This is a genomic window from Catenulispora acidiphila DSM 44928 (genome assembly GCF_000024025.1).
GTDB lineage: Bacteria > Actinomycetota > Actinomycetes > Streptomycetales > Catenulisporaceae > Catenulispora > Catenulispora acidiphila.
On record NC_013131.1, the window covers coordinates 4,285,653 to 4,308,801 of the forward strand.

At 68.4% G+C, this 23,149-nt stretch carries 20 protein-coding genes; 5 read left to right on the top strand and 15 right to left on the bottom strand.

Translation table 11 applies throughout. From position 1 onward, the window contains the following. Positions 1-206: 206 nt before the first annotated feature. From CACI_RS18825 to CACI_RS18865, 9 genes are all read right to left on the bottom strand, one after another. Positions 207-1,646, bottom strand: coding sequence for an ABC transporter substrate-binding protein (locus tag CACI_RS18825; protein WP_083795768.1), 1,440 nt, complete (start codon positions 1,644-1,646; stop codon positions 207-209). A gap of 34 nt (positions 1,647-1,680) precedes the next feature. Next, positions 1,681-1,911 (bottom strand): 4Fe-4S dicluster domain-containing protein, encoded by a 231-nt coding sequence (locus CACI_RS18830; RefSeq protein WP_015792420.1) that lies wholly within the window; start codon positions 1,909-1,911, stop codon positions 1,681-1,683. 180 nt (positions 1,912-2,091) lie between these two features. After that, positions 2,092-2,910 carry a GntR family transcriptional regulator gene (locus CACI_RS18835; protein ID WP_015792422.1) on the bottom strand — a complete coding sequence of 273 codons (819 nt, stop codon included), beginning with the start codon at positions 2,908-2,910 and terminating at the stop codon, positions 2,092-2,094. A gap of 311 nt (positions 2,911-3,221) precedes the next feature. Next, positions 3,222-4,217, bottom strand: a complete 996-nt coding sequence (locus CACI_RS18840; protein ID WP_015792423.1) for a GNAT family N-acetyltransferase — start codon at positions 4,215-4,217, stop codon at positions 3,222-3,224. A gap of 75 nt (positions 4,218-4,292) precedes the next feature. After that, positions 4,293-5,432: an LLM class flavin-dependent oxidoreductase gene (locus CACI_RS18845; RefSeq protein ID WP_015792424.1), complete on the bottom strand. Its 1,140-nt coding sequence runs from the start codon at positions 5,430-5,432 to the stop codon at positions 4,293-4,295. Between the two features lie 2 nt (positions 5,433-5,434). Further along, complete coding sequence (locus CACI_RS18850; RefSeq protein ID WP_015792425.1) at positions 5,435-6,559, bottom strand: LLM class flavin-dependent oxidoreductase; 1,125 nt, start codon at positions 6,557-6,559, stop codon at positions 5,435-5,437. Next, positions 6,556-7,932 (bottom strand): NtaA/DmoA family FMN-dependent monooxygenase, encoded by a 1,377-nt coding sequence (locus CACI_RS18855; RefSeq protein WP_015792426.1) that lies wholly within the window; start codon positions 7,930-7,932, stop codon positions 6,556-6,558. Before CACI_RS18855 ends, CACI_RS18850 begins: the two co-directional genes overlap by 4 nt. Before the next feature lie 14 nt (positions 7,933-7,946). Then, positions 7,947-9,254: an LLM class flavin-dependent oxidoreductase gene (locus tag CACI_RS18860; RefSeq protein WP_015792427.1), complete on the bottom strand. Its 1,308-nt coding sequence runs from the start codon at positions 9,252-9,254 to the stop codon at positions 7,947-7,949. Positions 9,255-9,604: 350 nt separating this feature from the next. Beyond that, positions 9,605-10,315 (bottom strand): GNAT family N-acetyltransferase, encoded by a 711-nt coding sequence (locus CACI_RS18865; protein ID WP_190276773.1) that lies wholly within the window; start codon positions 10,313-10,315, stop codon positions 9,605-9,607. An 89-nt stretch (positions 10,316-10,404) separates the two neighbouring features. Between CACI_RS18865 and CACI_RS53875 the strand changes: the two genes are divergently transcribed. The 4 genes from CACI_RS53875 to CACI_RS18880 all read left to right on the top strand — a co-directional run bounded on the left by CACI_RS53875 (position 10,405) and on the right by CACI_RS18880 (position 13,143). Then, positions 10,405-10,503, top strand: a complete 99-nt coding sequence (locus CACI_RS53875) for a putative leader peptide (protein WP_317623743.1) — start codon at positions 10,405-10,407, stop codon at positions 10,501-10,503. Positions 10,504-10,614: 111 nt separating this feature from the next. Further along, positions 10,615-11,664, top strand: a complete 1,050-nt coding sequence (locus CACI_RS18870; RefSeq protein ID WP_015792429.1) for an amino acid ABC transporter permease — start codon at positions 10,615-10,617, stop codon at positions 11,662-11,664. Further along, positions 11,661-12,431, top strand: a complete 771-nt coding sequence (locus CACI_RS18875) for an amino acid ABC transporter ATP-binding protein (RefSeq protein WP_015792430.1) — start codon at positions 11,661-11,663, stop codon at positions 12,429-12,431. Before CACI_RS18870 ends, CACI_RS18875 begins: the two co-directional genes overlap by 4 nt. Positions 12,432-12,630: 199 nt before the next feature. Beyond that, positions 12,631-13,143, top strand: coding sequence for a hypothetical protein (locus tag CACI_RS18880; protein ID WP_015792431.1), 513 nt, complete (start codon positions 12,631-12,633; stop codon positions 13,141-13,143). Between the two features lie 33 nt (positions 13,144-13,176). Here the strand turns inward: CACI_RS18880 and CACI_RS18885 are convergent, their stop codons facing one another. After that, on the bottom strand, positions 13,177-13,569 hold the full coding sequence (locus CACI_RS18885; protein WP_015792432.1) for an erythromycin esterase family protein: 393 nt from the start codon (positions 13,567-13,569) through the stop codon (positions 13,177-13,179). Between the two features lie 808 nt (positions 13,570-14,377). On the opposite strand from CACI_RS18885, the gene CACI_RS18890 reads away from it, so the two are divergent. Next, the gene (locus CACI_RS18890) at positions 14,378-17,209 is read left to right on the top strand and encodes a glycosyl hydrolase family 95 catalytic domain-containing protein (protein WP_015792433.1); all 2,832 of its coding nucleotides are present in this window, start codon (positions 14,378-14,380) and stop codon (positions 17,207-17,209) included. A 377-nt stretch (positions 17,210-17,586) separates the two neighbouring features. Here the strand turns inward: CACI_RS18890 and CACI_RS18895 are convergent, their stop codons facing one another. From CACI_RS18895 to CACI_RS18915, 5 genes are all read right to left on the bottom strand, one after another. Continuing rightward, on the bottom strand, positions 17,587-19,080 hold the full coding sequence (locus CACI_RS18895) for an RICIN domain-containing protein (RefSeq protein WP_015792434.1): 1,494 nt from the start codon (positions 19,078-19,080) through the stop codon (positions 17,587-17,589). A 4-nt stretch (positions 19,081-19,084) separates the two neighbouring features. Further along, positions 19,085-19,876, bottom strand: a complete 792-nt coding sequence (locus CACI_RS18900; RefSeq protein WP_015792435.1) for a DUF624 domain-containing protein — start codon at positions 19,874-19,876, stop codon at positions 19,085-19,087. A 7-nt stretch (positions 19,877-19,883) separates the two neighbouring features. Beyond that, positions 19,884-20,786 (bottom strand): carbohydrate ABC transporter permease, encoded by a 903-nt coding sequence (locus CACI_RS18905; protein WP_015792436.1) that lies wholly within the window; start codon positions 20,784-20,786, stop codon positions 19,884-19,886. Beyond that, complete coding sequence (locus tag CACI_RS18910) at positions 20,783-21,733, bottom strand: carbohydrate ABC transporter permease (protein WP_015792437.1); 951 nt, start codon at positions 21,731-21,733, stop codon at positions 20,783-20,785. The genes CACI_RS18905 and CACI_RS18910 overlap by 4 nt, the downstream gene beginning before the upstream one ends. A gap of 110 nt (positions 21,734-21,843) precedes the next feature. Continuing rightward, positions 21,844-23,127: an ABC transporter substrate-binding protein gene (locus tag CACI_RS18915; protein WP_015792438.1), complete on the bottom strand. Its 1,284-nt coding sequence runs from the start codon at positions 23,125-23,127 to the stop codon at positions 21,844-21,846. Positions 23,128-23,149: the final 22 nt, after the last annotated feature.

Consider the following 23,149-nt stretch of genomic DNA (forward strand, 5'->3'; position numbering starts at 1 on the left):
TCGCCATCGCGCCTTTGGCGGGTTTCGGCCCGATCCGTCTCGGAGCTGTCTGACAGGCCCTCTGACGGCGTCCAGCCGGGCAGGCTCCAGGGATCGTCCTGAACCGGGCTGGGCAAGATGCTGCGACTGCGCCGTCGTGCGATGTTCGTGGTCGGCACGGGTTTCTCCTTCCCGGACTCCCGGACGAGGTGTCCGGAACTCCTGAATCAGGCCTGCGCGAGTGCGGCGGCGTAGCTCACGATCGCCGAGCCGTGGTGGGCCGCGAGGTAGGCGTTCGCCTCGTCCTGGGTGGTGAAGGGCTGCAAGTGCGAAGTCGCGGGGTTCGCCGGGTCGCTGACCCAGATGTCCTTGTCCGCGAACCAGAGCGTTCCGTACGCCGCGTCGGGCACGTACGTCGTGTCGATCTTCTTGCCCTGGGCTTGGGCCTGCCGCACGAACCGCAGCGCGCAGGTCGGCGTCGCCGCGGGATGCGTGGACTGCTCCCCGGTGAGCCAGACCTGGGACGCGGTCGGCGAGCCGGCGGCCACGGTCAGGCCGCAGCCGGTGTCGGTCCCGGAGGCCGTGCTCGGGTTCGCGGTGGCTGCCGTCGCGGTCGAGTATCCGGTGCCGTACGCCTTCTCGAGGTAGGAGCCGTTGATGAAAGAGCCCAGATTTATCGAGTTGAGTACGCCGATCGACTTGAGGAAGGGGACATCGCCGCTCATCGCCGCGGTCTCCTGCGGCTTGAGCGTCGGGTCGAAGGTCACCAGGCCGTCTTCGCCGATGTAGAGGTAGACGACCTCGGGTGCCAGACCGGTCGTCGCGGCCACCGACAGCGACGCTTTGACCGGGTTCTGCTGCAAATAGCGCGTCGTCTGGATCTCGGCCTTGAGGAAGGCGTCGACGACGCCCGGCTGGCTCTTCGCGTACGACGTGCGCACGACCACGCCGTGCAGCGTCGGCACGTTGAGGGCGCCGCCGTCGTACAGCACCTTGGCCTGTCCGGCGTAGACGAGCTGTGCGGGCCACGCGGCGAACTGCGACAGCGCGGCGACCGAGCCGGCCTGCAGGGCCGAGGCGCCCACCGAGGGCTGCTGGTTGACGACGTGCACGGCGCTGGCGGGATTGAGCCCGTCGTTCTGCAGGGCCCTGACGAGGGTGCCGTCGGCGGCTGAGCCGACGCTGGTCGAGACCGCCTTTCCGGCCAGGTCCCGCAGCGAGGTCGCCGGCGAGTTCTCCGGCACGACGACCTGGTTGAGCGCACCGCGCAGGTTGAACCCGGTGGCGGCGATCATCTCGGTGTCCGTGGAGGCCTGCCGCTGCGCGGTCGAGCCGTTGATCAGCAGCGGGTAGTCGCCCATCGAGCCGATGTCGATCTTCCCGGCGACCATCTGCGTCGTGATCGGCGCGCCGGTCGCGTAGTCCTGCCAGCTGATCGTGTACTTCTTGCCGGTGCTCTTGCCGAGCGCGTCGAGTTGCTGCTGGAAGTACCCGAGCGAGCGCAGCAGTGTCCCGGCGTTGATCGTGTCGATGGTCTTGGACTGGTACCCGACCACGACGTTGACGGTGTTCCCCGAGCTCCCCGTGGAACAGGCGGCGGACGACGCCGCGGCTGCGAGCACGGTCAGTGCCAGCGCCGTGCGACCCACGGCGGTGGTTCTCCTCATCACAGTCTTCTTCTCTCCCTGTGTCTCGGTGCCGTCAGCGCAACAGATAAGGCATGTTCACGGTCACCGCGCCGGTCGGGCAGCGCGCCGCGCACGGGCCGCAGTACCAGCATTCGTCGACGTGCATGTAGGCCTTGCCGGTCTCGGCGTCGATGGCGAGCGAGTCGAGGGGACACACCTCGACGCACAGGGTGCAGCCCTCGATACACAGGGACTCGTCGATCGTGACGGGCACATCAGAGCGCGAATTCTCGATAAGTGGCATGGGGGTACTCCCAAAGTGGCTCGGGCTGCCGGATTCAAGGCAGGAGGGAAAGCTGCTCAGCGCTGGGCGGTCGTCAGCGACACGGGCGACACAGGGCGCTGTTGGTGTGTCCGAAGTCGACGTACGGCCTGGTCACCAGATACAGCTGAACGATCGCGGGATACGCGGCGCGCACGGCGTTCACGCGGCCGCGTCCGTGTCTGTGTCTGTGTCTGTGTCCGTGCCCGCATCCGGCACGGTCACGGTGGGCCGGACCAGCCGGCCGCTCATCCGCATGCGGTCGCCGCGGAAGCGGATGTACTCCAGGTCCACCGGGCGCCCGTCGTCGAGCCGGGTGAGCCGTTCGAGCATCAGCAGCGCGGAGTCGCGCGGCACTTCGAGCAGATCGGCACAGTGCGCGTCGGCGTTGACCGCCTCCAGGCTGATCTCGGCCTCGCCGAGCCGCCGCCCGGTGATCCGCTCGATCAGGCAGAAGATGTCGGTGCGCTCGAGGTCCTCGGCCAGGATCGGCTCGCCGATCTCCGGTGCGAGGTACGTCAGGTCCAGGGAGAGGACCAGGCCGCTGACACTGCGCAGCCGCTCGATGTAGACGACCGGCGCGCGGTCGGGCAGACCGAGGTGGCGCGCGATGGACGGCGGCGCGGTGGCCAGTCCGGCGGTCCGGACCTCGTTGGTGACCGGGCCGTGCGCGCCGAGGGTCTCGGCGAGGCCGAGCAGCATGTCCAGGCCGTGCGGGTACTTCTCAGCCGCCACCCGCGTACCCAGTCCCGGCACTCGGTCCACCAAGCCTTCCGAGCGCACCAGGTCCAGCGCCTCCCGCACGGTGTTGCGGGTCGTTTCGAACTCGCGGATCAGCGCGTTCTCCCCCGGAAGTATCCGGTCGTGGTACGCGCCGTTGAGAACCTGCTGGCGCAGCACGTCGGCGATCTGCCTGGCCTGGTCGGCACGCCGCCGCCGAATGGTGGGAGGAGTGCCGGCGACGATGGAATGGCCGTTCACCGAGGCACTCACTCCTTTCTTGGGCCGGCGTCGTTAGGAGAACCGCAGAGGCATTGTTCACGCTCCTGGAAATGCTAGTTGCAGATCAGGCCGGTTCGGTCTCGTTTCGGTTACGCCACCTCCTGTCGCGCTCCGCCAGTCAGTGACCTGCGGATACGTCGTATTCGGCGGCCAATCTGCCACCGCCGGCGTCCACGATGTGAGCTGGGGGAGAGGGAGAAGGCGGCTCGAGAATTCTGCGGTCTACGAACCTTTCGGTATTACGAATAAGTCCCTAGTCCGCACCTTTCCCGGCACGATCGGCTCAGCGATCAGCGCTCGACGATGATGGCGGCCAGATCTCGGGGCACGCCGCCCAGGCGCCGCTTGTAGTCCTGGGCGCCCTTCAAGAAGTCGAACCGGCAGTTCGCATCGAGGGCTTGTTCGACCAGGTATGAGACGAGGACGACCCCTGGAGCCAGGCCGACCGCGGCATCGGAGATCAGGGCCGGGTCGTATGCCATGTTGTAGAGGTACGTCGTCGTGCGGTGGCGCAAGACGATGGCCGAGGCCAGCCGTCGGTCGCCGGCGCACAACTCCACGACGTGTCCGGAGCCGCCCAGAGCTAATTCCCCGAGCAGGTCTGCCAACAGCCGTCCGTACTCCTCGACGAAATCCGCGGTGGCGGTACCGGCGGCGGACTTCCAGACCAGCAGCCGGTCGAGCGCTTCCGGCAGCGTTCCCGGAGTCGAGGCCTCCAGGCGCACCTCGCCGACTTCCTCGACCAGGCGGTTGCGCTTGCGCAGGACGTCCAGGCGCCGCTTGGAGTTCAGCAAAGTGAGGTACCCGTGGGGAGCTCCGTCGATGCCGGGCGCCTGATCATAGGTCTCGACCCGAGCCGTGGGCACGCGGCACAAGACCGCCTCGATCAGCTCCCGGGCTGTCACTTCGGCGGGTGTCAGACCGCCCAGGCGCGCTGAGCTCCACTCCGCTCCCTCGAGAACCCATCGCGCCAAGGCTTGCGCGACTTCCTTCTCCCGACCCTCCGCCGAGACCGGACCCATGTAGTCCACCACGTCCTGGCCGCCGGCGAACGACAGCAGACCGCCGGACAGTTCGAAGGCGCAGACGCCGACCGTTCTGAGCCCGTCGACGACCTCGACGGCGAGCAGTTGCGACCCAGGGCTCTTGATTCGCGTGTCGCGCCACCACGGGAGCAGGAAGCGGCGGCTCTGGAACGGCGTCCCCGCCTCATCGACGAGAGAGTCCCAGGAAGGATCCTCCAGCAGGACCGTGCCGGACCGGGCCACGATTTCGACGTCGTTCATTCTTCTACCCCTGACTTGGGTCGTCGTGGAATCGGATACTCCTCGCAGAACGAATCGGTCGCCGGGCAGTGGGACTCACTTGCGTCCGGCCCACTCCTTGGCCAGCAGCCGGTAGGAGTTCACGCGGTCCGCGTGGTCGTGGGTGATGGTCGTGATGATCAGTTCGTCGGCTCCGACCGCGTCCCGGAGCGTCTCCAGCTGGTCGGCGACCTGTTCCGGCGTGCCCACGAACTGGGTCTGGACCCGGTCCTCGACCAGAGCCCGGTCTTCCTCGGTCCAGGCGAACTTCCGGGCGTCCTGCGGCGTCGGGAACTGGATCGCGCCCTCACCGGTGCGGATGCTGCGGACCCAGGCGCCGTAGCCGGTCGCCAACTCGCGCGCCCTCGCCTCGGTCTCGGCGACCACCACGTCGGCGGAGACGCTGATGTAGGGCTGCCCGAGTGTCGCAGAAGGCTGGAACGCTGCCCGATAGCCTTCCGCGGCCTCGATGACGGTCGCCGGGCTGACGTGATAGTTCGTCGCGAACCGCAGTCCGCGCGCGCCGGCCGTCTCGGCGCTGACGCCGCCGCTGCTGCCGAGGATCCACAGTTGGAGGTCGGCGCCCTCGCCGGGGACGACGTGCGCCTGCTGGCCGTTCGCGTCGGTGTAGGTCCCGGCCAGCAGGGCCAGGATGTCGTCGATCTGCGAACTGTATTCCGGGGTCTCGGCGTTCGGCTGCTGAAGCAGGGTCCTGTGAAGGGCGAAGCGCGGCGAGTTTAGCAGCGGACGGAAGTCGAACGGCTTGGGGATGCGCAGACCGTTGGCCGTGTAGCCGTCGACGATCGCCGAGCCGGCGCCGGCCAGCGCGGGCACCTTGGGCTGGAGCGAGGTCTTGGATCCGCCCGAACGCCCGAGCCCGAGATCGAACCGCCCGGGATGCAGCGCGTCCAGCAGCCCGAACTCCTCGACCGTCGACAACGCGGTCCGGTGGCCGAGCTGTACGGCGCCGGAGCCGAGGCGGATGGTCTTCGTCGCGGCGGCGGTCAGCGCGAGCACGACGGCCGGCGCCGTCCCGGCGACGCCGGGGTTGAGGTGGTGCTCGGCGAACCAGTAGCGCGTGTAGCCGAACAGCTCCGCCTTCTGCGCCAGGTGAATGCTGTTCTGCAGGGCTTGCGAGGCGGTGGAGCCGGAGCTGATCGGCACGAGGTCCAGGACGGCGAGCGGTGTGTTGGCCATGATCAGACCCCTTCGCGGGCTGAGACGAGTTCGAGCACTGGCTTGTCTTCGGGTTCGCGGCCGGGTTCGGAACCCGGACCGGACTCCCACTCCCAGGGGGGATCCGGGATCTCCCGCCGCAACACCGGGGCGATGTCGGACTGGAACAGCTCCAGCGAGGCTCGGTGCGCCGACAAGCTCAAGCCGCTCGGCTCAGCCTGGAGATGCAGGACGCTGTGTCCGAACTTCTCGTGATACCGGTGGACCTTCTCGATGATCTGCTGCGGGCTTCCGACCAGCGCCGAGCTCCGCTCCACGAAGTCCTCCAGGGTCGGGAAGACCGGCTCGCCGCCCAGGCGCTTCACCATCGCCAGATGCCCGGCGAACACCGGCGCGTAGTCCGTGACCGCCTGCTGGGACGTCCGCGCCGCGTAGAAACCGGCACTGCCGGCGCCGACGGCGGCCAGCGCCGGATCGTGGCCGTAGAACTCCCAGCGCTCCCGGTAGTAGTCGATGAGCTCGGCGTACGGCTGGATCGGGTTGGTCACGTTGGCTGAGAACAGCGGATCGCCATACCGCGCCGCCAGATCCACCGACTCCCGGCTGGTCGCGCTTCCGTGCCAGATGCGGATCGGCTGCTGGAGCGGACGCGGCCACACCTCGGCGTCCCGCAACTCCGGCCGGAACCGTGGCGAGGCGGACACCTTGTCGTTGCGCCAGATCCGCCGGAACAGCTCGTAGGACTCTGCGTTCCGATCCCACTGGTCTTCAGGAGTGACATGGAACAGCTCCCGTTGCGCCGAGCCGTTCCCCTTGCCGATGATCAGCTCCAGCCGCCCGCCGGACAGGTGGTCGAGCGTCGCATAGTCCTCATAGGCCCGCACCGGGTCCAGCAGGCTCAGCGTCGTGACCGCGGTGAACAGCTTGATCCGCGACGTCAGCGCGGCGATGTGCGACAGGACGACCGTCGGCGAGGAAGAGATGAACGGGCGCTCGTGGCGCTCCCCGACGCCGAACCCGTCGAAGCCCAGTTCCTCGGCGAGCACGGCGGCGTCGACGACCTGGCGGAACCGTTCGTTCGTCGAGGTCTGTTCGCCGCTGATCGGATCGGGGGCGTGGACGATCAGGGATATGGTCAGGAACCTCATGCGGTCACCGACTCCAGCGTGCGGGCCGGTCGGGCGGGTCCGAGGCCGAGATGGTCGCGCAGCGTCGTGCCTTCATAATCGGCGCGGAACACGCCGCGCTCCTGGAGGATCGGCACGACCTTGTCGGCGAAGGCGTCCAGGCCGCCGGGCGTCACATGCGGCACCAGGATGAAGCCGTCCGCGGCGTCGGCCTGGACCAGCTCGTCGATCTCGGTGGCGACGGCCTCCGGCGTGCCGACGAACGTCTGCCGGGCCGTGGTCTCGATGACCAGCTCACGGATCGACAGGTTCCCGGCTTCGGCCTTGGCCCGCCACTCGCCGGCGATCCGCAGCCGGTCGCCGAACGCGCGGACGCTCGCCCGGCCGCGCGAGACGGTCTGCTCCCCGGCCTCGGGGTCGACAGCCGGCAGCGGACCGTCCGGATCGAGGAAGCTCAGGTCCCGGTTCCACAGCTGCTCCAGGAACTTGATCGCCGTCGCGCCGCTCACCTGCGCGCGCCGCACGTCGCGGGCCAGATCGACGGCCTCGGCCGCGGTGTCCCCGATGACGAAGGTGGCGGCCGGGAGGATCAGCAGATCGTCGTGGGCGCGCCCGTACTCGGCCAGCCGGCTCTTGACGTCGGTGTAGAAAGCCTGGCCGTCGTCAAGCGTGCTGTGCCGGCTGAAGATGGCGTCCGCGCTGGAGGCGGCGAACTCCCGGCCCGCGTCGGAGTCCCCGGCTTGGAAGATCACCGGACGGCCCTGCGGGGAGGTCGGCACGTTGAAGCGCCCTGAGATGTCGAAGTGCTGGTCCTGATGCCGGAAGGACCCCGCGTGCGGGTCGGACAGGAAGGTCCCCGCTTCCTTGTCCGCCACGATCCGGGCGCCCTCCCAGGAGTCGAACAGCTCCCACGCCGTGTGCAGGAACGCCTCGGCCCGCGAGTACCGGTCCTGCTCGGCGAGGAACCCGCCGCGCCGGAAGTTCTCGCCGGTGAAGGCGTCCCAGGAGGTCACGACGTTCCACGCGGCGCGCCCTTCGGACAGGTGGTCCAGGGACGCGAACTGCCGCGCCACTTCATAGGGCTCGTTGAAGGTGGAGTTGATCGTGCCGGTCAGGCCAATCCGGGTGGTGACGCCGGCCAGCGAGGCGAGCACGGTGAAGGTGTCCGGGCGGCCGACGACGTCCAGGTCGTAGATCTCGCCGCCCTGCTCGCGCAGCCGGAGTCCCTCGGCCAGGAACAGGAAGTCGAACTTGGCGCGCTCGGCGGTGCGCGCGAAGTGCTCGAAGGAGCTGAAGTCGATGTGGCTGCCGGCCTCCGGATCGCTCCAGACCGTGGTGTTGTTGACGCCGGGGAAGTGCGCCGCGAGATGGATCTGCTTGACGGGCTTGGTCATGGATGCGCTCTTTCTCAGGCTATTGCGAAGGAGGAGTCGGCGGCCTCCGCTGCCGGCTCGCCGGCAGAGACAGAAGCTGAGACAGAAGGTGAGACAGAGGGTGAGACCGTGGTTGAGACAGCGGCGGACGCGTATCGGTTCGCGGGCCGTTCCAGACCCAGCAGCCCGCGCAGGGTGTCGGCCTCATAGGAACGGCGGAACAGCCCACGGCGCTGAAGTTCGGGGACCAGGCCTCGGGTGATCTGCTCCAGGTCGTGGGGGACGGTCGCCGGACGCAGCCGGAAGCCGGACAGCCCGGCGCGATGCCAGTCGGCGAGCAGGTCGGCGAGCTGTGCGGGGGTGCCGGCGAAGATGTGCGCATCGCTGGTGAGCTCGCTGCCCGCGACGGCGTCGAGGCGGGCACGGCGGTCCCGTGCGGCTGCCTCGGTCTCGTCGAGGAAGACCAGGACGTCGCCGAATATGTGCAGCCTCTCGGCGGCCCGGCCCGCCAGTTCCTGCTCGTGCCGGATCTCCTCGACGATCTCCGCGGCCTGGTCGGCGTAGCGCGGCGTGACGAAGCCGACGTCGGCGGCGCGCGCGATCAGCCGATAGGGGACGGTCGCGTGGCCGAGCGCCGTGACCAGCGGCTGCCCCTGCGGCGGCCGGGGCGTGATCGAGGGGCCCTTGACGCTGAAGTGGGCGCCTTCGAAGTCGATGTAGTGAAGCTTGTGCCGGTCGATGAACCGGCCGGTGGCCGCGTCGCGGATCTCGGCGTCGTCCTCCCAGCTGTCCCAGAGCCGGCGCAGCACCTCGACGTAGTCGACGGCCTCGTCGAAGAGCTCTGCGGTCAGCGCCTGGACCTCCGGCGTCTCGAAGTCCTCAAGCCGGAAGGGCGGGAACGTCCGGCGCCCGAACAGGTCCGCCTCGAAACCCCGGGCCGTGACCTGGATCCGGATGCCGGCCCGGCCGGTCGAGGCGTAGTCGAGCGTGGCGATCGCCTTGGACAGGTGGAACGGCTCGGTGTGGGTGACCACGCCGGTCGCGACCAGGCCGATGGTGCGGGTCACGGCCGCGACGCGGGCCGCGATCAGGACCGCGTCCAGACGCCCGCGGACCTGGTCGGTCCGGTCGTCGGCGCTGTGGTAGTCACCGGACTGCACCCCGAGGGAGTCCTCGATCGTGACGAAGTCGACCAGGCCGCGCTCGGCCTCGGCGACCTGGTCGGCCCAGTAGCGGGCCGAGAACAGCTCGGAGGGGCGGGCGTCGGGCTCGCGCCAGGCGGCGGGGTGCCAGCCGGCGTCGTTGAGCGCGATGGCCAAATGGAGCGGGGCGTTTGCGGGCATGCGGAATTCGCTTCCTGCTCGATGGGACGCAGAGAGTTGAGACGGCAGGGGAAGGTGGCGCCGGATTCAGCCGACGAGAAGGGTGGTGTGGTGTGGCCCCGTGCTACCGGTGCCGGGTCACAGACCCAAACACAGACACAGACCCAAACACAGTGCGCTGGCGATGCGCTGAAGGTCGATGTGACGACGCGAGAAGGTGCCGACGGCTCGGTCCATGTCCGTCCCCTTCCCCTGACCAGAAGCATTTACCCTATAGATCTTATGGGGATAGTAGAGCACTGGAAACGGCTCTTGTATCCAGTCCCCGACGGGTTTCTCGAATACTGGACCGCCGGGGGTCGCGACCGGCTCTACTCGGCCGGCACCCGGATGCCGCCGAAGACCACGGTGCGGCGCAGCCGGAATCCGAGCGCCTCGTACAGGCGGATCGCGGCGGTGTTGTCGGCTGCGGCGTGCAGGAACGGGATCTCGCCGCGGGAGCGGATGTCGTGCGCGACGGCGAGCACCAGCCGGGCGGCCAGCCCGCGGCCGCGGAAGTCGGCGTGCGTGCACACGGCGCTGATCTCGGCGTGGCCCGGCGGGTGCAGCCGCGTGCCGGCCATCGCGACCAGCCGGCCTTCCTGGCGGATCCCCAGGTAGGTGCCCATCTCGATGGTGCGGGACCGGAACGGCCCGGGCTTGGCGTGCTCGACCAGGGCGGTCATCTCCGGGACGTCGGCGGCCGTGAGCCGGACCGCCTCCGGATCGGAGGCGGCGGCGATGCCGTCGTCGACCAGCTGCACGCCGGGCAACGCCATCACGACCTCCCAGCCGGGCCTGTCCGGTACGGCGTCCGACGCGGCGGTCAGGATCCCGCCGGGACCGAGCAGCTTGGCCGCGTCCCGCCAGTCCGCCTCGGTGGGACGCGGCGGCAGCGAGGTGAAGAACGACATCTCCGGCGGATAGCGCAGCACGTCGCCGACGCGTTCGGCGAACTCCGCGTGCGGTCCGAGCAGCGCGTGGCGGGCGGGATCGTCCAGGACGTGAGACAGATCTGACGGATCAGGGGCTTGCTTCGTCATGATGGCAAGGTACACAATCCCCATAGTCCGAATAGACATTGTCCACCGGGGAGATCGGCTACCGTGACGGCGACAGCGAGGTGATCCGCATGCGGGCAATGTACTCCCAGCTCCGGGTCCTGCGGCGCCACGTCGACCTGCTCCGGGTGAGCAGCGCGCTGTGTCCGGGCGCGTCCCAGGCCGTCTGAGACTGACCGCGAGCACTCGCACAGCCCTCCTTCTCCCGCCTTCTGCGACGGCGCGCCCCCTGCGACGCGGCGTGTTTCGGTGCACCCCGACACCAGCGAAAGCACACAGCCATGACCTCCGAAGTCTCGGCCGAGATCCCCGCGGGGATCTCAGCTCCCGCGCCATCGGCGGCCGTCGAACGGGACGCCGCCGCCGTATCCGGACCCGACCACCCATCCACCGACGAGCAGCTTCTGTCCGCCAAGCTCGTCCCGCTGCGCCGCCCCGGTCAGTGGATCTCGGCGGCCGTCCTGCTCGTGCTGCTGGCGATGCTGGTCAACACTCTGCTGACCAACCGGCGCTTCCAGTGGGACGTGGTCGGCCACTATCTCTTCCAGGCCTCGATCCTGCACGGCCTGGAGCTCACGCTCTGGCTCACCGCCGCCGTGCTGGCCGCCGGCTACCTGATCGGGACCGGCGTCGCGGCGATGCGGCTGTCGCCGAACCCGATCCTGAAGTCGCTGAGCTTCGGCTTCGTGTGGCTGATCCGCTCCCTGCCACTGCTGGTACAGCTGCTCTTCTGGTATGAGATCGCCTCCCTGTATCCGAGGCTGTCGTTCGGGATCCCGTTCGGGCCGGAGTTCGCCGGCGTCAAGACCGCGCACCTGTTCAACGGGGTCTTCGCCGCGTTCATCGCGCTGACGCTCGACGTCGCGGCCTTCTCCTCGGAGCTCATCCGAGGAGGCATCCTGGCGGTGCCGTCCGGACAGGTCGAGGCCGCGCAGGCGCTCGGGCTGGGCAAGGGGCGGATCTTCCGCAGGATCGTGCTGCCGCAGGCGATGCCGTCGATCATCCCGGCGTCCGGGAACCTGCTGATCGGGATGCTCAAGGCGACGTCGGTGATCAGCGTCATCGCCGTACAGGACCTGCTGTACTCCACGCAGCTCATCTACAACGAGAACTTCCAGGTCATCCCGCTGCTGCTGGTCGCGACGCTGTGGTACATCGCGCTCACGACGGTCCTGTCCATCGGCCAGTACTTCGTCGAGCGGCACTACGCCCGCGGCACCGACCGGCGCGGCGACACCGGGTTCCCCGGGTTCCGGCAGGCGTTCACCGCGAATCTCCCGCTGTTCGGCAGAGCCGGACGGCCGGCTCGCGCGAAGGCGGCAACGCCGTGACCGGGACACCGTTGGTCCGCATCAGAGGCCTGAAGAAGAGCTTCGGCGCGCACCGCGTCCTGGACGGGATCGACCTCGACGTCCGCGAGGGCGAGGTGACCGTGCTGCTCGGGCCCTCCGGCTCCGGCAAGTCGACCCTGCTGCGGTGCGTCAACCACCTGGAGCGGCCGGACGCGGGCTTCGTCGAGATCGGCGGCGACATCATCGGCTACCGCCACGACGGCGGCGGCAAGCTGCACGAACTGCACGGCAAAACCGTCACCCGGCAGCGAGCACAGGTCGGCATGGTCTTCCAGCAGTTCAACCTGTTCCCGCACCTGACCGTCCTGGAGAACCTCATCGAGGCTCCGGTCTCCGTGCGGGGACTCGCCAAGGCCGACGCCGTGAACCGGGCTGTCGACCTCCTGGCCCGGGTAGGCCTGGCCGGCCGCGAGGGCTCCTACCCGCGCCACCTGTCCGGCGGCCAGCAGCAGCGAGTGGCGATCGCCCGGGCACTGGCGATGGAACCACGAGTCCTGCTATTCGACGAGCCGACCTCAGCCCTGGACCCGGAACTCGTCGGCGAGGTCCTCGCCGTCATCCGAGACCTCGCGCACAGCGGCATGACAATGATCGTCGTCACCCACGAAATCGGCTTCGCCCGCGAAGTCGCCGACACCGCAGTTTTCCTGGACGGCGGCCGGATCGTCGAGTCCGGCGCACCCGCCGCCGTCCTTGACCATCCCACCCACGACCGAGCCCGGGCCTTCCTGTCCGCGGTCCTGTGAACCGGACCTCGCCGTGACCGACGTGGCTGTTTCGTTGCGAGAGCCCAGATAATGCGCGCAAAAGCGCCGATCCGCCATGACACTTCCGATTCCGGTCCCTAGATTCCCCAGTGACCAGCGCCCGCATATTCATCCTGACCCACGAGCAGGTATGCGGGCGCGGTCGAATCGATGTCGGGCCACACCTCGGAGGTAGTCGATGAACAGACCGACCGGACGACGCATCGCAGGCGTCCTGGCCACCTCGGCCGCTCTCGTCGGCGGGACGCTGCTGGGTACAACTCCGGCGCATGCCGCCTGGGGGACCACATATCCGGTGTCCGTCCAGGTCACTTACTACAACTCGACAGGCGGGGCGACCCAGATCGGCCGGGCCGACGGCTGGGTGCAGTTCGACGACGGCGGCAACACCTTCCGCTACTCGTTCAACGTGTGCCGCCAGTCCTCGTACACCTGGCCCCGCCTGCAGGTCGCGGTCGACGCGGGATACGCCGGCCCGACCTGGACCGAGGTCTTCCTCGAGAACTACAGCTTCCCCAACGGGAACCCCACGACGCCGACCGCGCCGTGCTACGGCGACACCGACGTGGTGTCCGGCCAGGACACATATACCAACCCGTGGAACGTCGAGTTCGTCGTGACCGGCGACTACTACGGCGCCTCCGGGCACGGGTACAAAAGCTCCAACTACACCGTCGGCGACCCGTACTGATCCCGGCCCGACTGTGACCGCGTTCGCGATGCGTCAAGGGCCGATCGGCAGCCACCGCACCGGCGATGCCCGGCGAATGTGGACGAGCACATCGAATGCGGCGGTGAGGGAGGTCACGGCCATGTGTTCAGCGGCGTCACGAGATGGATCGTAGACGCCGCTGATGACGCGGATCTTTGCCGCGTCGTCCCAGCGGCCGACCGGCGCGGCACGCAGGTCCAGCCAGTACGCCGGCCGGTCCGCCGCCTCGCCGAGCACGACGTCGATCAGGTCCGGAGCCGGATCCGGGACGACGGCGACGCCAAGATCCCCGTGATGGAAGCCGATGGCTACGGAGGCGTAGCGTGTGCCGAATCGGCTTCGCAGCAGGCTGCCGACGGTGGCTTGCGGACCGCGCTCGGCCCGTACGTTCCCAGTAATCGACAATCACGTCGGCCCACACGTCCGCCTCGCCCGCGTAGCTGCCGCGTCCGGCGACGCTGCGCCGGAACCTTCTTGTACGGATATAAGCGCGCTTGAAAATCCTCCGCGGTGCGCGGCGACGATCCAGAGCCCCGATGGGCCAGGTCCATCCGTCACGCAGGGGCGTTCACGCTGGCGGCCGTCATCGGCAGCTAAAGTCGCGCCGCCGGCAAGTCCCCGGCCGACAGCCGGACGACACGGTGTTCACCGCCGCCGGGATCGACGTGATCCGCACCGGTGTCCGGGCACCCCGCCAAAACGCGGGATGTGGAACATCTGCTGCGGCTGCTGCGTGAATACGAGGACCACTACAACGGGCACCGCCCGCACCCGCTCCGAACGGCTTGCTCCCAGCAGCGCGATCCGGCTCCGCTCACGCCCGGTTCACGCTCCCATTCGCAGGCGGTAGCGGCATTCTGTGAACCAATGCCCTTCATAACGAGCGGCGGCAAGGCCGCCTCATCGTCGGGCCGCCGCCAAGCACGTCGCGCTCACTCATCTCATCGGCCCGCGCGAGCGACCGAATGACAGCGTCAGGGCGCTGATCGCCGGCGACGTGGGCAGCAGCGTCGCCCTCGGCCCGTGATCGATCCGGCCGGAGCCGGAATTCTCAGAAGATCGCGATAGTCATCCGACCATTGGCGTTTTCAAGGCGCCGCTCTTTGGTCTATTCCACTGTGAATCGCACACGCTCTGGAGTGCGGTTGTCAAAACATCGGAGCTCTGTGAAACTTGGCGGCCATGCACCGCCTGCTAAGGAGAGGACAGCATTATGAGCACTGCGTCACTCCCCGGTGATTCGTCCGGGCCCGGGTCGGGGGTGGATCGCCGCTCGCTGCTGAAGCTCGGCGGGGTGCTCGGCGCCTCCCTCGCGATCAGCGGGCTGCCGGTCTTCACCTCGAAGGCGCGGGCCGTGACCCGGCCCGGCGCGCTGAGGCTGGTCCCGCCGGCCACCGCCACCCGGCTCTGGTACACCTCGCCGGGCAGCGCGGCGAACATCATGCAGGAGGGACTGGCGGTCGGGAACGGGCGGCTTGGGGCGATGGTGACCGGCGACCCGGCGTCGGACGCGCTTTACCTGACCGACATCACGCTGTGGACCGGGGGCGCCAACGCCAGCCTCGGCAGCGACGGCCAGTTTCCGTACGGCGTTGACAACTTCGGTTCGTACCAGTCGCTGGCCCAGGCGCACGTCTCCGTCCCGGCGCACGCGCTGTCGGCCGTCTCCGGCTATCAGCGGGTGCTGGACCTCAGCAACGGGTATGTGTCAGCGTCCTACCAGTACAACGGCGTCACGTACACGCGTGAGGTCTACTCCAGCAACCCGGACGACGTGCTCATCGTGCGGCTCAAGCAGAGCGGCGGCGGCAGCTACACCGGCAGCGTCTCGCTCAGCGGCACGCACGGCGAGACCACCAGCGCCGATCCGGCAGGTCTCACCGCCTCGTTCAGCGGCACGCTCGCCAACGGCCTGAAGTACGCGTGCGCGGTCGCGGTGACCGCCACCGGCGGCCGGGTCGCGGTCTCCGGCAGCAGTGTCACCTTCACGTCGTGCAGCGAGGTGATCCTCGTGTTCTCCGGCGGGACGAACTACAAGCCGGACCGCACTGTCGGCTACAAGGACAGCACCCTGATCCCGCTGTCCGTCGCCGTCGCCAAGGCCCACGCCGTCGCCGGCGTCAGCGGCGACTCGCTGCTGGCCACCCATGTCGCGGACTACCAGGCGCTGTACAACGCCACGACCGTGAACCTCGGTACCTCCAGCACCGCGCAGCGCGCCATGGACACCCCCTCTCGGCTCACGGCGCGCGCTGCGTCCGGTGCGGCGCCGGACCCGGAGCTGGAGGCGTCCTACCTGCAGTTCGGCCGGTACCTGGCCATCACCGGCTCACGGGGGTCGCTGCCGACGAACCTGCAGGGACTGTGGCTGGACAACAACAATCCGGCGTGGATGAGCGACTACCACACCGACATCAATGTCCAGATGAACTATTGGCTGCCCGACCGGGCCGGGCTGGGATCCTGTTTCGACGCGTTCGCGAACTACTGCGTCGCGCAGCTGCCGGGGTGGACGGCCACGACCCAGAGCCTGTTCCAGAGCTCGACCAACGGGTTCCGGAACAGCAGCGGCAAGGTGGCCGGCTGGACCGTCGCGATCAGCACCAACACCTGGGGCGGCGGCGGATGGTGGTGGCACCCGGCCGGCAACGCCTGGCTGGCCAACGCCCTGTACAGCCACTACGAGTTCACGCTGGACGCCGGCTACCTGCAGCGGATCTACCCGCTGCTCAAGGGCGCCTGCCAGTTCTGGCAGGCCCGGCTCGTCACGGATCCCGGCACCGGCAAGCTGATCGACGACGCCGACTGGTCGCCCGAGCACGGGCCGACGAACGCCAAGGGCATCACCTACGCCCAAGAACTGGTGTGGCAGCTCTTCCAGAACTACACCGCGGCGGCGGCGAAGCTGAACCAGGACGCCGCCTACGCCGCCACCATCGCCGGCCTCCAGGCGAACCTCTACCTGCCGCAGGTCAGCCCCACCACCGGCTGGCTCGAGGAGTGGATGACGCCGGACAACCTCGACACCTCCGACCTCACCCACCGTCACCTGTCGCCGTTGGTCGGCCTGTTCCCCGGCGACCGCGTCACCGCCGACCAGAGCCCGGCGGCGCTGCTCACCGGCGTCACCAACCTGCTGACCGCGCGGGGCATGAACTCGTTCGGCTGGGGCATGGCCTGGCGCGCGCTGTGCTGGGCACGGCTGAAGAACGCGGGCATGGCCTATCAGGCGGTGACGACCGTGCTGCGGCCCTCGGTGAACTTCAGCAACGGGGCGGCGATCAACCTCTTCGACATGTACAGCTTCGGCAGCAGCTCGGTGTTCCAGATCGACGCCAACTTCGGCACCCCCAGCGCGATGATCGAGATGCTGGTCTACCACCGCCCGGGCCTGGTGGAGCTGCTCCCCGCGCTCCCGGACGCCTGGTCGGTCGCCGGCAGCGTCACCGGCGTCCCGGTCCGCGGCGCGATGGCGCTGGACATGGCATGGTCCGGCGGGCAGGTGACCACGGCGACCCTGCACGGCACGCCCGGCGCCGGCACCACCGTGAAGTTCGGCGCCTGGTCGCAGGCGGTGACCATCGGCAGCGGCGGCACCGTCACGGTCGTCCCGCCTCCGCGCGCGACGGTCTTCAACCTGGTCAATCGCCGCAGCGGCAAGGCGATCGACGTTCCCGGATCGTCGACGACCGCCGGCACCGCCCTGATCCAGTACACGCTGCACAATTCGCCGAACCAGCAGTGGAAGTTCGCCCCGGCCGCGACCGGCTACACGGTCACGAACATCAACTCCGGCATGGTCGCCGACGTCAACGGCGGAAGCACCGCCGATGGCACCGCCATCGTCCAGTGGCCCGCCAACTCGGGCACGAACCAGGAGTGGACGCTCGCCGACGCTGGCAACGGCTACGTCAAGCTGGTGTGCGTCCGCAGCGGCAAGGTGCTGGGGGTCAGCCAGGACTCGACGTCGGACCTGGCCGGCATCACCCAGCAGACCGACACCGGCGACATCAGCCAGCACTGGCAGCGCATCGCAGTGCGCTGATTTCGATACCGCGGCGCGCACGGACCGGCGGCGAGGAACTCCTCGAGGTGTTGGGCGGCCTCCCCGGCGTGGGTAGCGGCGGCAACGTCGCCCCAAGGTCAGTCCTTGCCGTGAAGCTGTGTGCTTCCGTCAAGAAGCCACGATCACGAGATCGACCAGGTCCAGGTCCGGGCCGCATGAGTGCCCAAGCTCGCCGGGAGGGTCGGTTTCGCGTGTTCGACTGTGGCCCGGTCACGCACCGACTGGAGCGTGACCGGGTCCAGTTCCTACGCCGACCACACTGGGCGGTTACTCGCCGTCGACACCGGCAGCGACTCCGCCGGAGATGTGAGCATGGTCGACAAATCCAATCCCTCAAGACTTCCAAACGCCGGCGGTCAGCTCGCGGATACCAGAGTCCACTGCTGGTTGGTGCTGGTACTGCCGGCGTATTGGCCGAGGTCGGAGCCGTTGGAGGTGCGGCCCATGCCGTCGAGGTACAAGCCCGTCGCGCGGTTCTGGAAGCGGGCGCTGCCGGCGGTGCTCACCTCGGTCCACTGCTGGTTGTTGCTGGTGGAGCTGCTGTACTGACCGGCTGCTGAACCGTTGGTCGTGCGGCCCATGCCGTCGAGGAACAGGCCGGTGGCGCGGTTCTGGATACGGACGTAACCCCCGCTGCTCACGATGGTCCACTCCTGGTTGGTGTCGCCTGTGACGCAGCTGGACTGGCTGGCATTGGTACCGACTGTGGTACTGCCCAGACCGTCGACGCACAGGCCGGTGGCCACGTCACGGATCTGGTCGTACGTCCCGCCGCCGCCACCGCCGTTGCCGATTCCCCACGCGTACTGCAGCCGGTCCAGCCCGGAGGCGTTCACCAGCGTCAGCGCGATCGACGCACCGGTACCGGTCTTACTGGTCAGGCTGTACCAGTCGCCGTCACGCAGCCCCGGCCAGTACACGCTGCCGACGCCGAGCTTGCGCAGCTCGCTGCTGACGCCCCGGACGTAGGCGTCGAAGAAGTTCCCGCCCGGCACGTCATAGTTGATCGTGTCGTAGTGGACGCCGTTCTTGCTGCCGGGACTCATCGGCGCGCCCCACTCGGTGGCGACAGTCCGGCTCGCATAGCTGCCGATCTCGTTCGCGATGCCGTTCGCCCAGTCGGACTCGTTCGTGGATGTTCCGGCAAAGAACGTGTAGTAGTGCACTGCGAGCAGCGTGTTCGCCAGCCGGCTGTCGCCGGCGACTCCCGCGATGTTCGTGGCGTCGCCCGTACCGTCGAGGATGACCTGACCGCGCGGGACGGCGGGATACCTGGTCAGCCAGGTGTTGTAGAAGTTGTTCAAGTCCGTGGAGCTGTAGCCGTAAGGCTCGTTGATGACCTCGAAGTACACGTTCGGGTTGCTCCCGTACGAGGCGACGACGGTGTCCCACATCTGGTTGAACGCCGCCGTGCTGGTGGGCTTCCCGCCGCTGTAGGCCCAGTAGGCGAGGATCACCTTGCCCTTGGTGAGCGCCGCGTCGATCGCGCCGGTGTAGGTGCTCCAGTAGGTCGAGACGGTCGGCTCGTTGATCGGCATCCGGACGGTGTTCGCGCCGGTGATCGTGTCGAGCTGGCCCACGACCTGGGCCGCGACCGTCGAGGCGGAGGCGTGGGTGTCGGAGGCGTTGAGGCCGGAGGGGTACAGGACGCCGTTGACGAAGTTGTCGCGCTGGTCGGCCCAGTTCACGCCTTTGAACTGGGAGGTGGAAGCGGCCGCGGCGGTGGCCGCGTGCGCCGGGATCTGCCCGGCCGCCACCAGACTCGTGGCGGCGAGCGCGCCCGCCGCGAGAATTCGGAGCTTGGCGGCCAGGCTTTTGCGATCTGGGTTGTGCTCGGACGACGATCTCATCGGTTCACCTCTCGATTAGTGGTGCGATGACGTGCCGGACATTCGCCCACACCACGTAGAGCACGGGTGCGGGAGCCAGGAAAAGACCGACCGCCGGCTTGGCGAGGACCGCTGCGAGCAGCACGGCCAGTGCCGCCGAGTTGGCCAGACTCAGGTACCACTTGCGGATGCAGAGATAGGCGCACGCCCACAGGAGGCGGCTTTTGCGAGCCCGCCCCGCCGAGGTCGCGGCGCTCGCAACATCAGCTGTCGCCGCGAAGACCCACACAGTCGGCCTCATGGCGGCGACCAGCACGGTCGGCGTCACTGCGATGACCAACGCGATCAGCACCGCGAGCAGCGGCGTGGCCGCGGCCAGGGACGTTCCGACGGCGAGCTGGAGATCGGCCCCGAGCACGATCGCCGCGGCCGAAGCCGCGACGCCGACGAGCAGCGACCGCCCGAAGCCCGTCCGGTACGCGGACCAGAACGTCCGCACCACGCGGTGCTCGCCGCCGGACAGCGCTTCGAACGCGGCGAACGCTGCTGACGCCGCCGGCGCGCACAGCGCCGACAGTCCGACGAAGAACGGCCACGCGGCCAGCGGCGACCCGGTGAACGCGAGCGCGAGCAGCACCGGCAGCACCGCGGCCGCCAGACAGATGTTGAGGAGCAGCCCAGCGCACACCGTGCTGAAAAGCGTCTCGTAGGGGATACGGCCGGCGCTGGTCGCGGTGGCGGCGTGCGTCACGGTGGCGGCGCGGGTCACCTTCGCGGCGCGGGCCAGGCCGGCGGCCTTCCCGCCATCAGTACTCATCACGACCTCAGCCCTTCATTCCGGACGTCGCGATGCCCTCGATGAAGTACCGCTGCCCGAGCAGGAAGATCACCAGAATCGGAAGCACGGACAGCACCGAGCCGGTCATCATCATCGCGTAGTCCGCGTCGTACTGGCCGACGAAGGACTGGAGCCCGAGCTGCACCGTCCAGTGGTTGTTGCTCGTCAGGTAGATGAACGGCCCCATGTAGTCGTTCCAGGTGTTCACGAACGTCAGCAGCGCCAGGCTCGCCAGCGCCGGACGGGACAGCGGCAGGATGATCCGGGCCCAGATCCCGTACTCGCTCAGGCCGTCGACGCGCGCCGCCTCGCAGAGCTCGTCCGGGATCGTCAGGTAGTACTGGCGCATCAGGAAGACGCCGAACGCGCCGAAGGCCTGGATCAGGATCAGCGACAGGAACGTGTCCGTCAGGCCCGCCTTCTGCATCATGATGTACTGCGGGATCATGTATGCCTGCCAGGGCAGGGCGATCGTCGCGACGTAGACCACGAACAGTCCGTCGCGGCCCCGGAAGCGCACCTTGGCGAACCCGTAGGCCGCGAAGCTCCCGGTCAGCACCTGCAGGAACGTGATCACCGTGCTCAGCAAGACGGTGTTGCGCAGGTAGGTGGACATCGGGATCTTCGTCCAGATGTCGGTGAAGTTGCGCCACCGGACGTCGTGCGGGATCCACTGGATCGGGATGGTGAAGACGTCGTTGTTGCGCTTCAGCGACGAGCTGACCATCCAGACGAACGGGACCAGGATCACCGCCGCCGCCGTGATCAGCACCGCGTAGAGCGCGACGCGGGCGGCGAGGGCTCGCGGGCTGCGCGCCGCCTGGCGTCCGCCGCCGCCGGTGCCGGACGGTCGCCGGCCGGCGGGGCTCGTCGTCGCCGTCGTCGTCATGAGCGCTCCCTGCGATTGTTGAACCAGAACTGAGTCAGGGTGAGGATCAGGACCAGGAAGAACAGCAGGACCGAGATCGCCGACGCGTAGCCGAAGTCGCCCTCGACGATGCCCTGCCGGTAGATCTGCTGGGAGAGCACGAGCGTCGCCCGGCCCGGGCCGCCGTTGGTCATGACGACGATGAGGTCGAAGATCTTGAAGCTCTGCACGGTCAGCAGGACCAGGACGAGGAACGTCGTCGGCCGCAGCCCGGGAAGCGTGACGGCGCGGAACTGCTGCCACTTCTTGGCGCCGTCCATCGACGCGGCCTCGTACTGCTCCCTGGGGATTGTCTGCAGCCCGGCCAGGAAGAGGATCATGTAGTAGCCCATGTCTCGCCAGACGCTGGTCAGGATCACCGCGGGCATCGCCCAGGCGGTGCTGCTCGTCCAACCGGGTCCGTGGGCCACGCCGAGCAGCTGCAGGAACTGGTTCACGGGCCCCGACTGCGGGTTGAAGAGCATGTTCCAGACGAGCGCGACGGCGACCATCGACGTGATGTACGGGAAGAACGCGGCGGCGCGGAAGAAGGCGATGCCGGGCATCTTGCGGTTGAGCAGCAGCGCCAGGCCGAGCGAGGCCAGGATCGTCAGCGGGACGTGGCCGCACGCGTAGTACAGGGTGTTCTTCAGCGCGACCTTGGTGGAGTCGTCGTTCAGCAGCCGGCGGAAGTTCTTCAGCCCGAGCCATTTCGGCGGGTTGTAGGAGTCCCAGTTCGTGAACGACAGGGCGAAGGTGGCGATCACCGGGATGAGCGTGAGCGCCACGAAGCCGAGGAAGTTCGGCAGGATGAAGCTCCAGCCGATCAGGGTGTTGCGACGTTGGCGCCGGCGCGCGCGCGGGTCGCGCCGGGACGTCGGGGGCCCGGCGCTCGCCGTCGCCGGTGCCGCGGTGATCAGGTCAGCCATCGGTATCCTCTCCCGGCGGGGAACTCCTGCTCCCCGCCGGAACCGCCCAGGGTCTGGTCGACCGGGTCCTGGTGACCCCGGTCTGGTCGAACGGGTCTGGTCGAACGGGTCTAGCTGACTTCGTTCTTGACGCGGGAGCCCATCTCCTTGATCCCGGCGTCGATGGACTTCTGCTTGGTCATGACCAGCTGGTGCTCCTCGGTGAGGATCGCGTCGATCTTCGAGGACTTGTCGCTGGCCGGCATTTCCAGCACGACCTTGTCCGGCTTGAACGCCTTCTTCGAGACGTCGTCCGTCGGCATCCCGGTCAGCGCGAAGTAGTCCTGCCGAGTCTGGTCGGACAGCAGCGAGGGCACGACGCCGATCGCGGTGATCGCCTTGGCCCCCTCGGGACCCGCGGCGAACTGGACGAACTTCTCGGCCGCGGCCGCGTGCTTGGCCTTCTTGTTGACGGCGAACGCCGTCGGCGAACCGAACGTGGTGACCGTGCTCCCGCCCGGCCGCTGCGGCATCGGCGCGATGGCCCAGTCGACGTCGGTGTCGCCGGACTTCTTGTCCGCGAGCAGCTTGGCGATGAACCACGTGCCCATCGGCAGCATCGCGGCCTTCGAGGTCTCGAACACCGTCGCGTACCCGGTCTTCTGCGTGGTCGCGGTGGCGAAGTCGAGCGTCGCGCCCGCGTCCTGGATCCCGAGCGCCATCTTGTACTGGTCGGTGAAGAAGCTGTAGTCGTCGCCGAGCAGGTTCCCACCGGTCTGCGCGGCCGATATCGCCTGGACCACCGAGCGCCAGATGTGGTGGTACGTGCCGTAGACCTTGTCGCCGCCGGAGCCGGTGGTGACGGACTTGGCCAGGTCGCTGTACTGGTCCCAGGTGAGGTTGTCCGGAGCCTGCTTGCCCGCCGCGGTGAAGAGCTTCTTGTTGTAGAACAGGACCCAGAAATCCTGCCGATAGGGCAGGGCGTAGTACTTGCCGTCCTTCGTCTTGTAGCTGTCGAGGCCGTTGAGCGTCGCGGCCGCACCCGAGGTGGCGATCGAGGTCAGGTCCTTGAGCTGCCCGCGCGCGGCGTAGAGGGAGTAGTCGCTGACCTGCTTCATCGTGATGACGTCGGTGCTGTCGCCGCCGGCGAGCATGGTGGTGACCTTGGTCGGGTAGTCGGCGGCGAGGATGTCGACGGGCTTGATGGTGATGTTCGGGTTCGCCTGGTGGAAGGCGTCGAACAAGGCGTGGAACTCAGGGGTCGAGGCCAGGCTCCAGACGCTGACCGTCAGCTCGACCGGGGAGCTGTCGGCGGCCGCCGCGCCGGCGGGGGAACTCTTGCTCGAGCCGCACGCTGCCAGGGGTGCGGCGGCTGCCGCGGTGGCGCAGAACGTGAGGAACTTCCTTCTGTCCATGAGGATTCCCTTGATTGTCAGG

Excerpts from the sequence above, each read along its gene's own strand:
- CACI_RS18855 (WP_015792426.1), bottom strand. The coding sequence starts at position 7,932 with ATGACCAAGCCCGTCAAGCAGATCCATCTCGCGGCGCACTTCCCCGGC.
- CACI_RS18845 (WP_015792424.1), bottom strand. The coding sequence starts at position 5,432 with ATGGCCAACACACCGCTCGCCGTCCTGGACCTCGTGCCGATCAGCTCC.
- CACI_RS18900 (WP_015792435.1), bottom strand. The coding sequence starts at position 19,876 with ATGAGTACTGATGGCGGGAAGGCCGCCGGCCTGGCCCGCGCCGCGAAG.
- CACI_RS53875 (WP_317623743.1), top strand. The coding sequence starts at position 10,405 with ATGCGGGCAATGTACTCCCAGCTCCGGGTCCTGCGGCGCCACGTCGAC.
- CACI_RS18870 (WP_015792429.1), top strand. The coding sequence starts at position 10,615 with ATGACCTCCGAAGTCTCGGCCGAGATCCCCGCGGGGATCTCAGCTCCC.
- CACI_RS18865 (WP_190276773.1), bottom strand. The coding sequence starts at position 10,315 with ATGACGAAGCAAGCCCCTGATCCGTCAGATCTGTCTCACGTCCTGGAC.
- CACI_RS18895 (WP_015792434.1), bottom strand. The coding sequence starts at position 19,080 with ATGAGATCGTCGTCCGAGCACAACCCAGATCGCAAAAGCCTGGCCGCC.
- CACI_RS18825 (WP_083795768.1), bottom strand. The coding sequence starts at position 1,646 with ATGAGGAGAACCACCGCCGTGGGTCGCACGGCGCTGGCACTGACCGTG.
- CACI_RS18880 (WP_015792431.1), top strand. The coding sequence starts at position 12,631 with ATGAACAGACCGACCGGACGACGCATCGCAGGCGTCCTGGCCACCTCG.
- CACI_RS18840 (WP_015792423.1), bottom strand. The coding sequence starts at position 4,217 with ATGAACGACGTCGAAATCGTGGCCCGGTCCGGCACGGTCCTGCTGGAG.
- CACI_RS18915 (WP_015792438.1), bottom strand. The coding sequence starts at position 23,127 with ATGGACAGAAGGAAGTTCCTCACGTTCTGCGCCACCGCGGCAGCCGCC.
- CACI_RS18910 (WP_015792437.1), bottom strand. The coding sequence starts at position 21,733 with ATGGCTGACCTGATCACCGCGGCACCGGCGACGGCGAGCGCCGGGCCC.
- CACI_RS18905 (WP_015792436.1), bottom strand. The coding sequence starts at position 20,786 with ATGACGACGACGGCGACGACGAGCCCCGCCGGCCGGCGACCGTCCGGC.
- CACI_RS18860 (WP_015792427.1), bottom strand. The coding sequence starts at position 9,254 with ATGCCCGCAAACGCCCCGCTCCATTTGGCCATCGCGCTCAACGACGCC.
- CACI_RS18890 (WP_015792433.1), top strand. The coding sequence starts at position 14,378 with ATGAGCACTGCGTCACTCCCCGGTGATTCGTCCGGGCCCGGGTCGGGG.
- CACI_RS18850 (WP_015792425.1), bottom strand. The coding sequence starts at position 6,559 with ATGAGGTTCCTGACCATATCCCTGATCGTCCACGCCCCCGATCCGATC.
- CACI_RS18830 (WP_015792420.1), bottom strand. The coding sequence starts at position 1,911 with ATGCCACTTATCGAGAATTCGCGCTCTGATGTGCCCGTCACGATCGAC.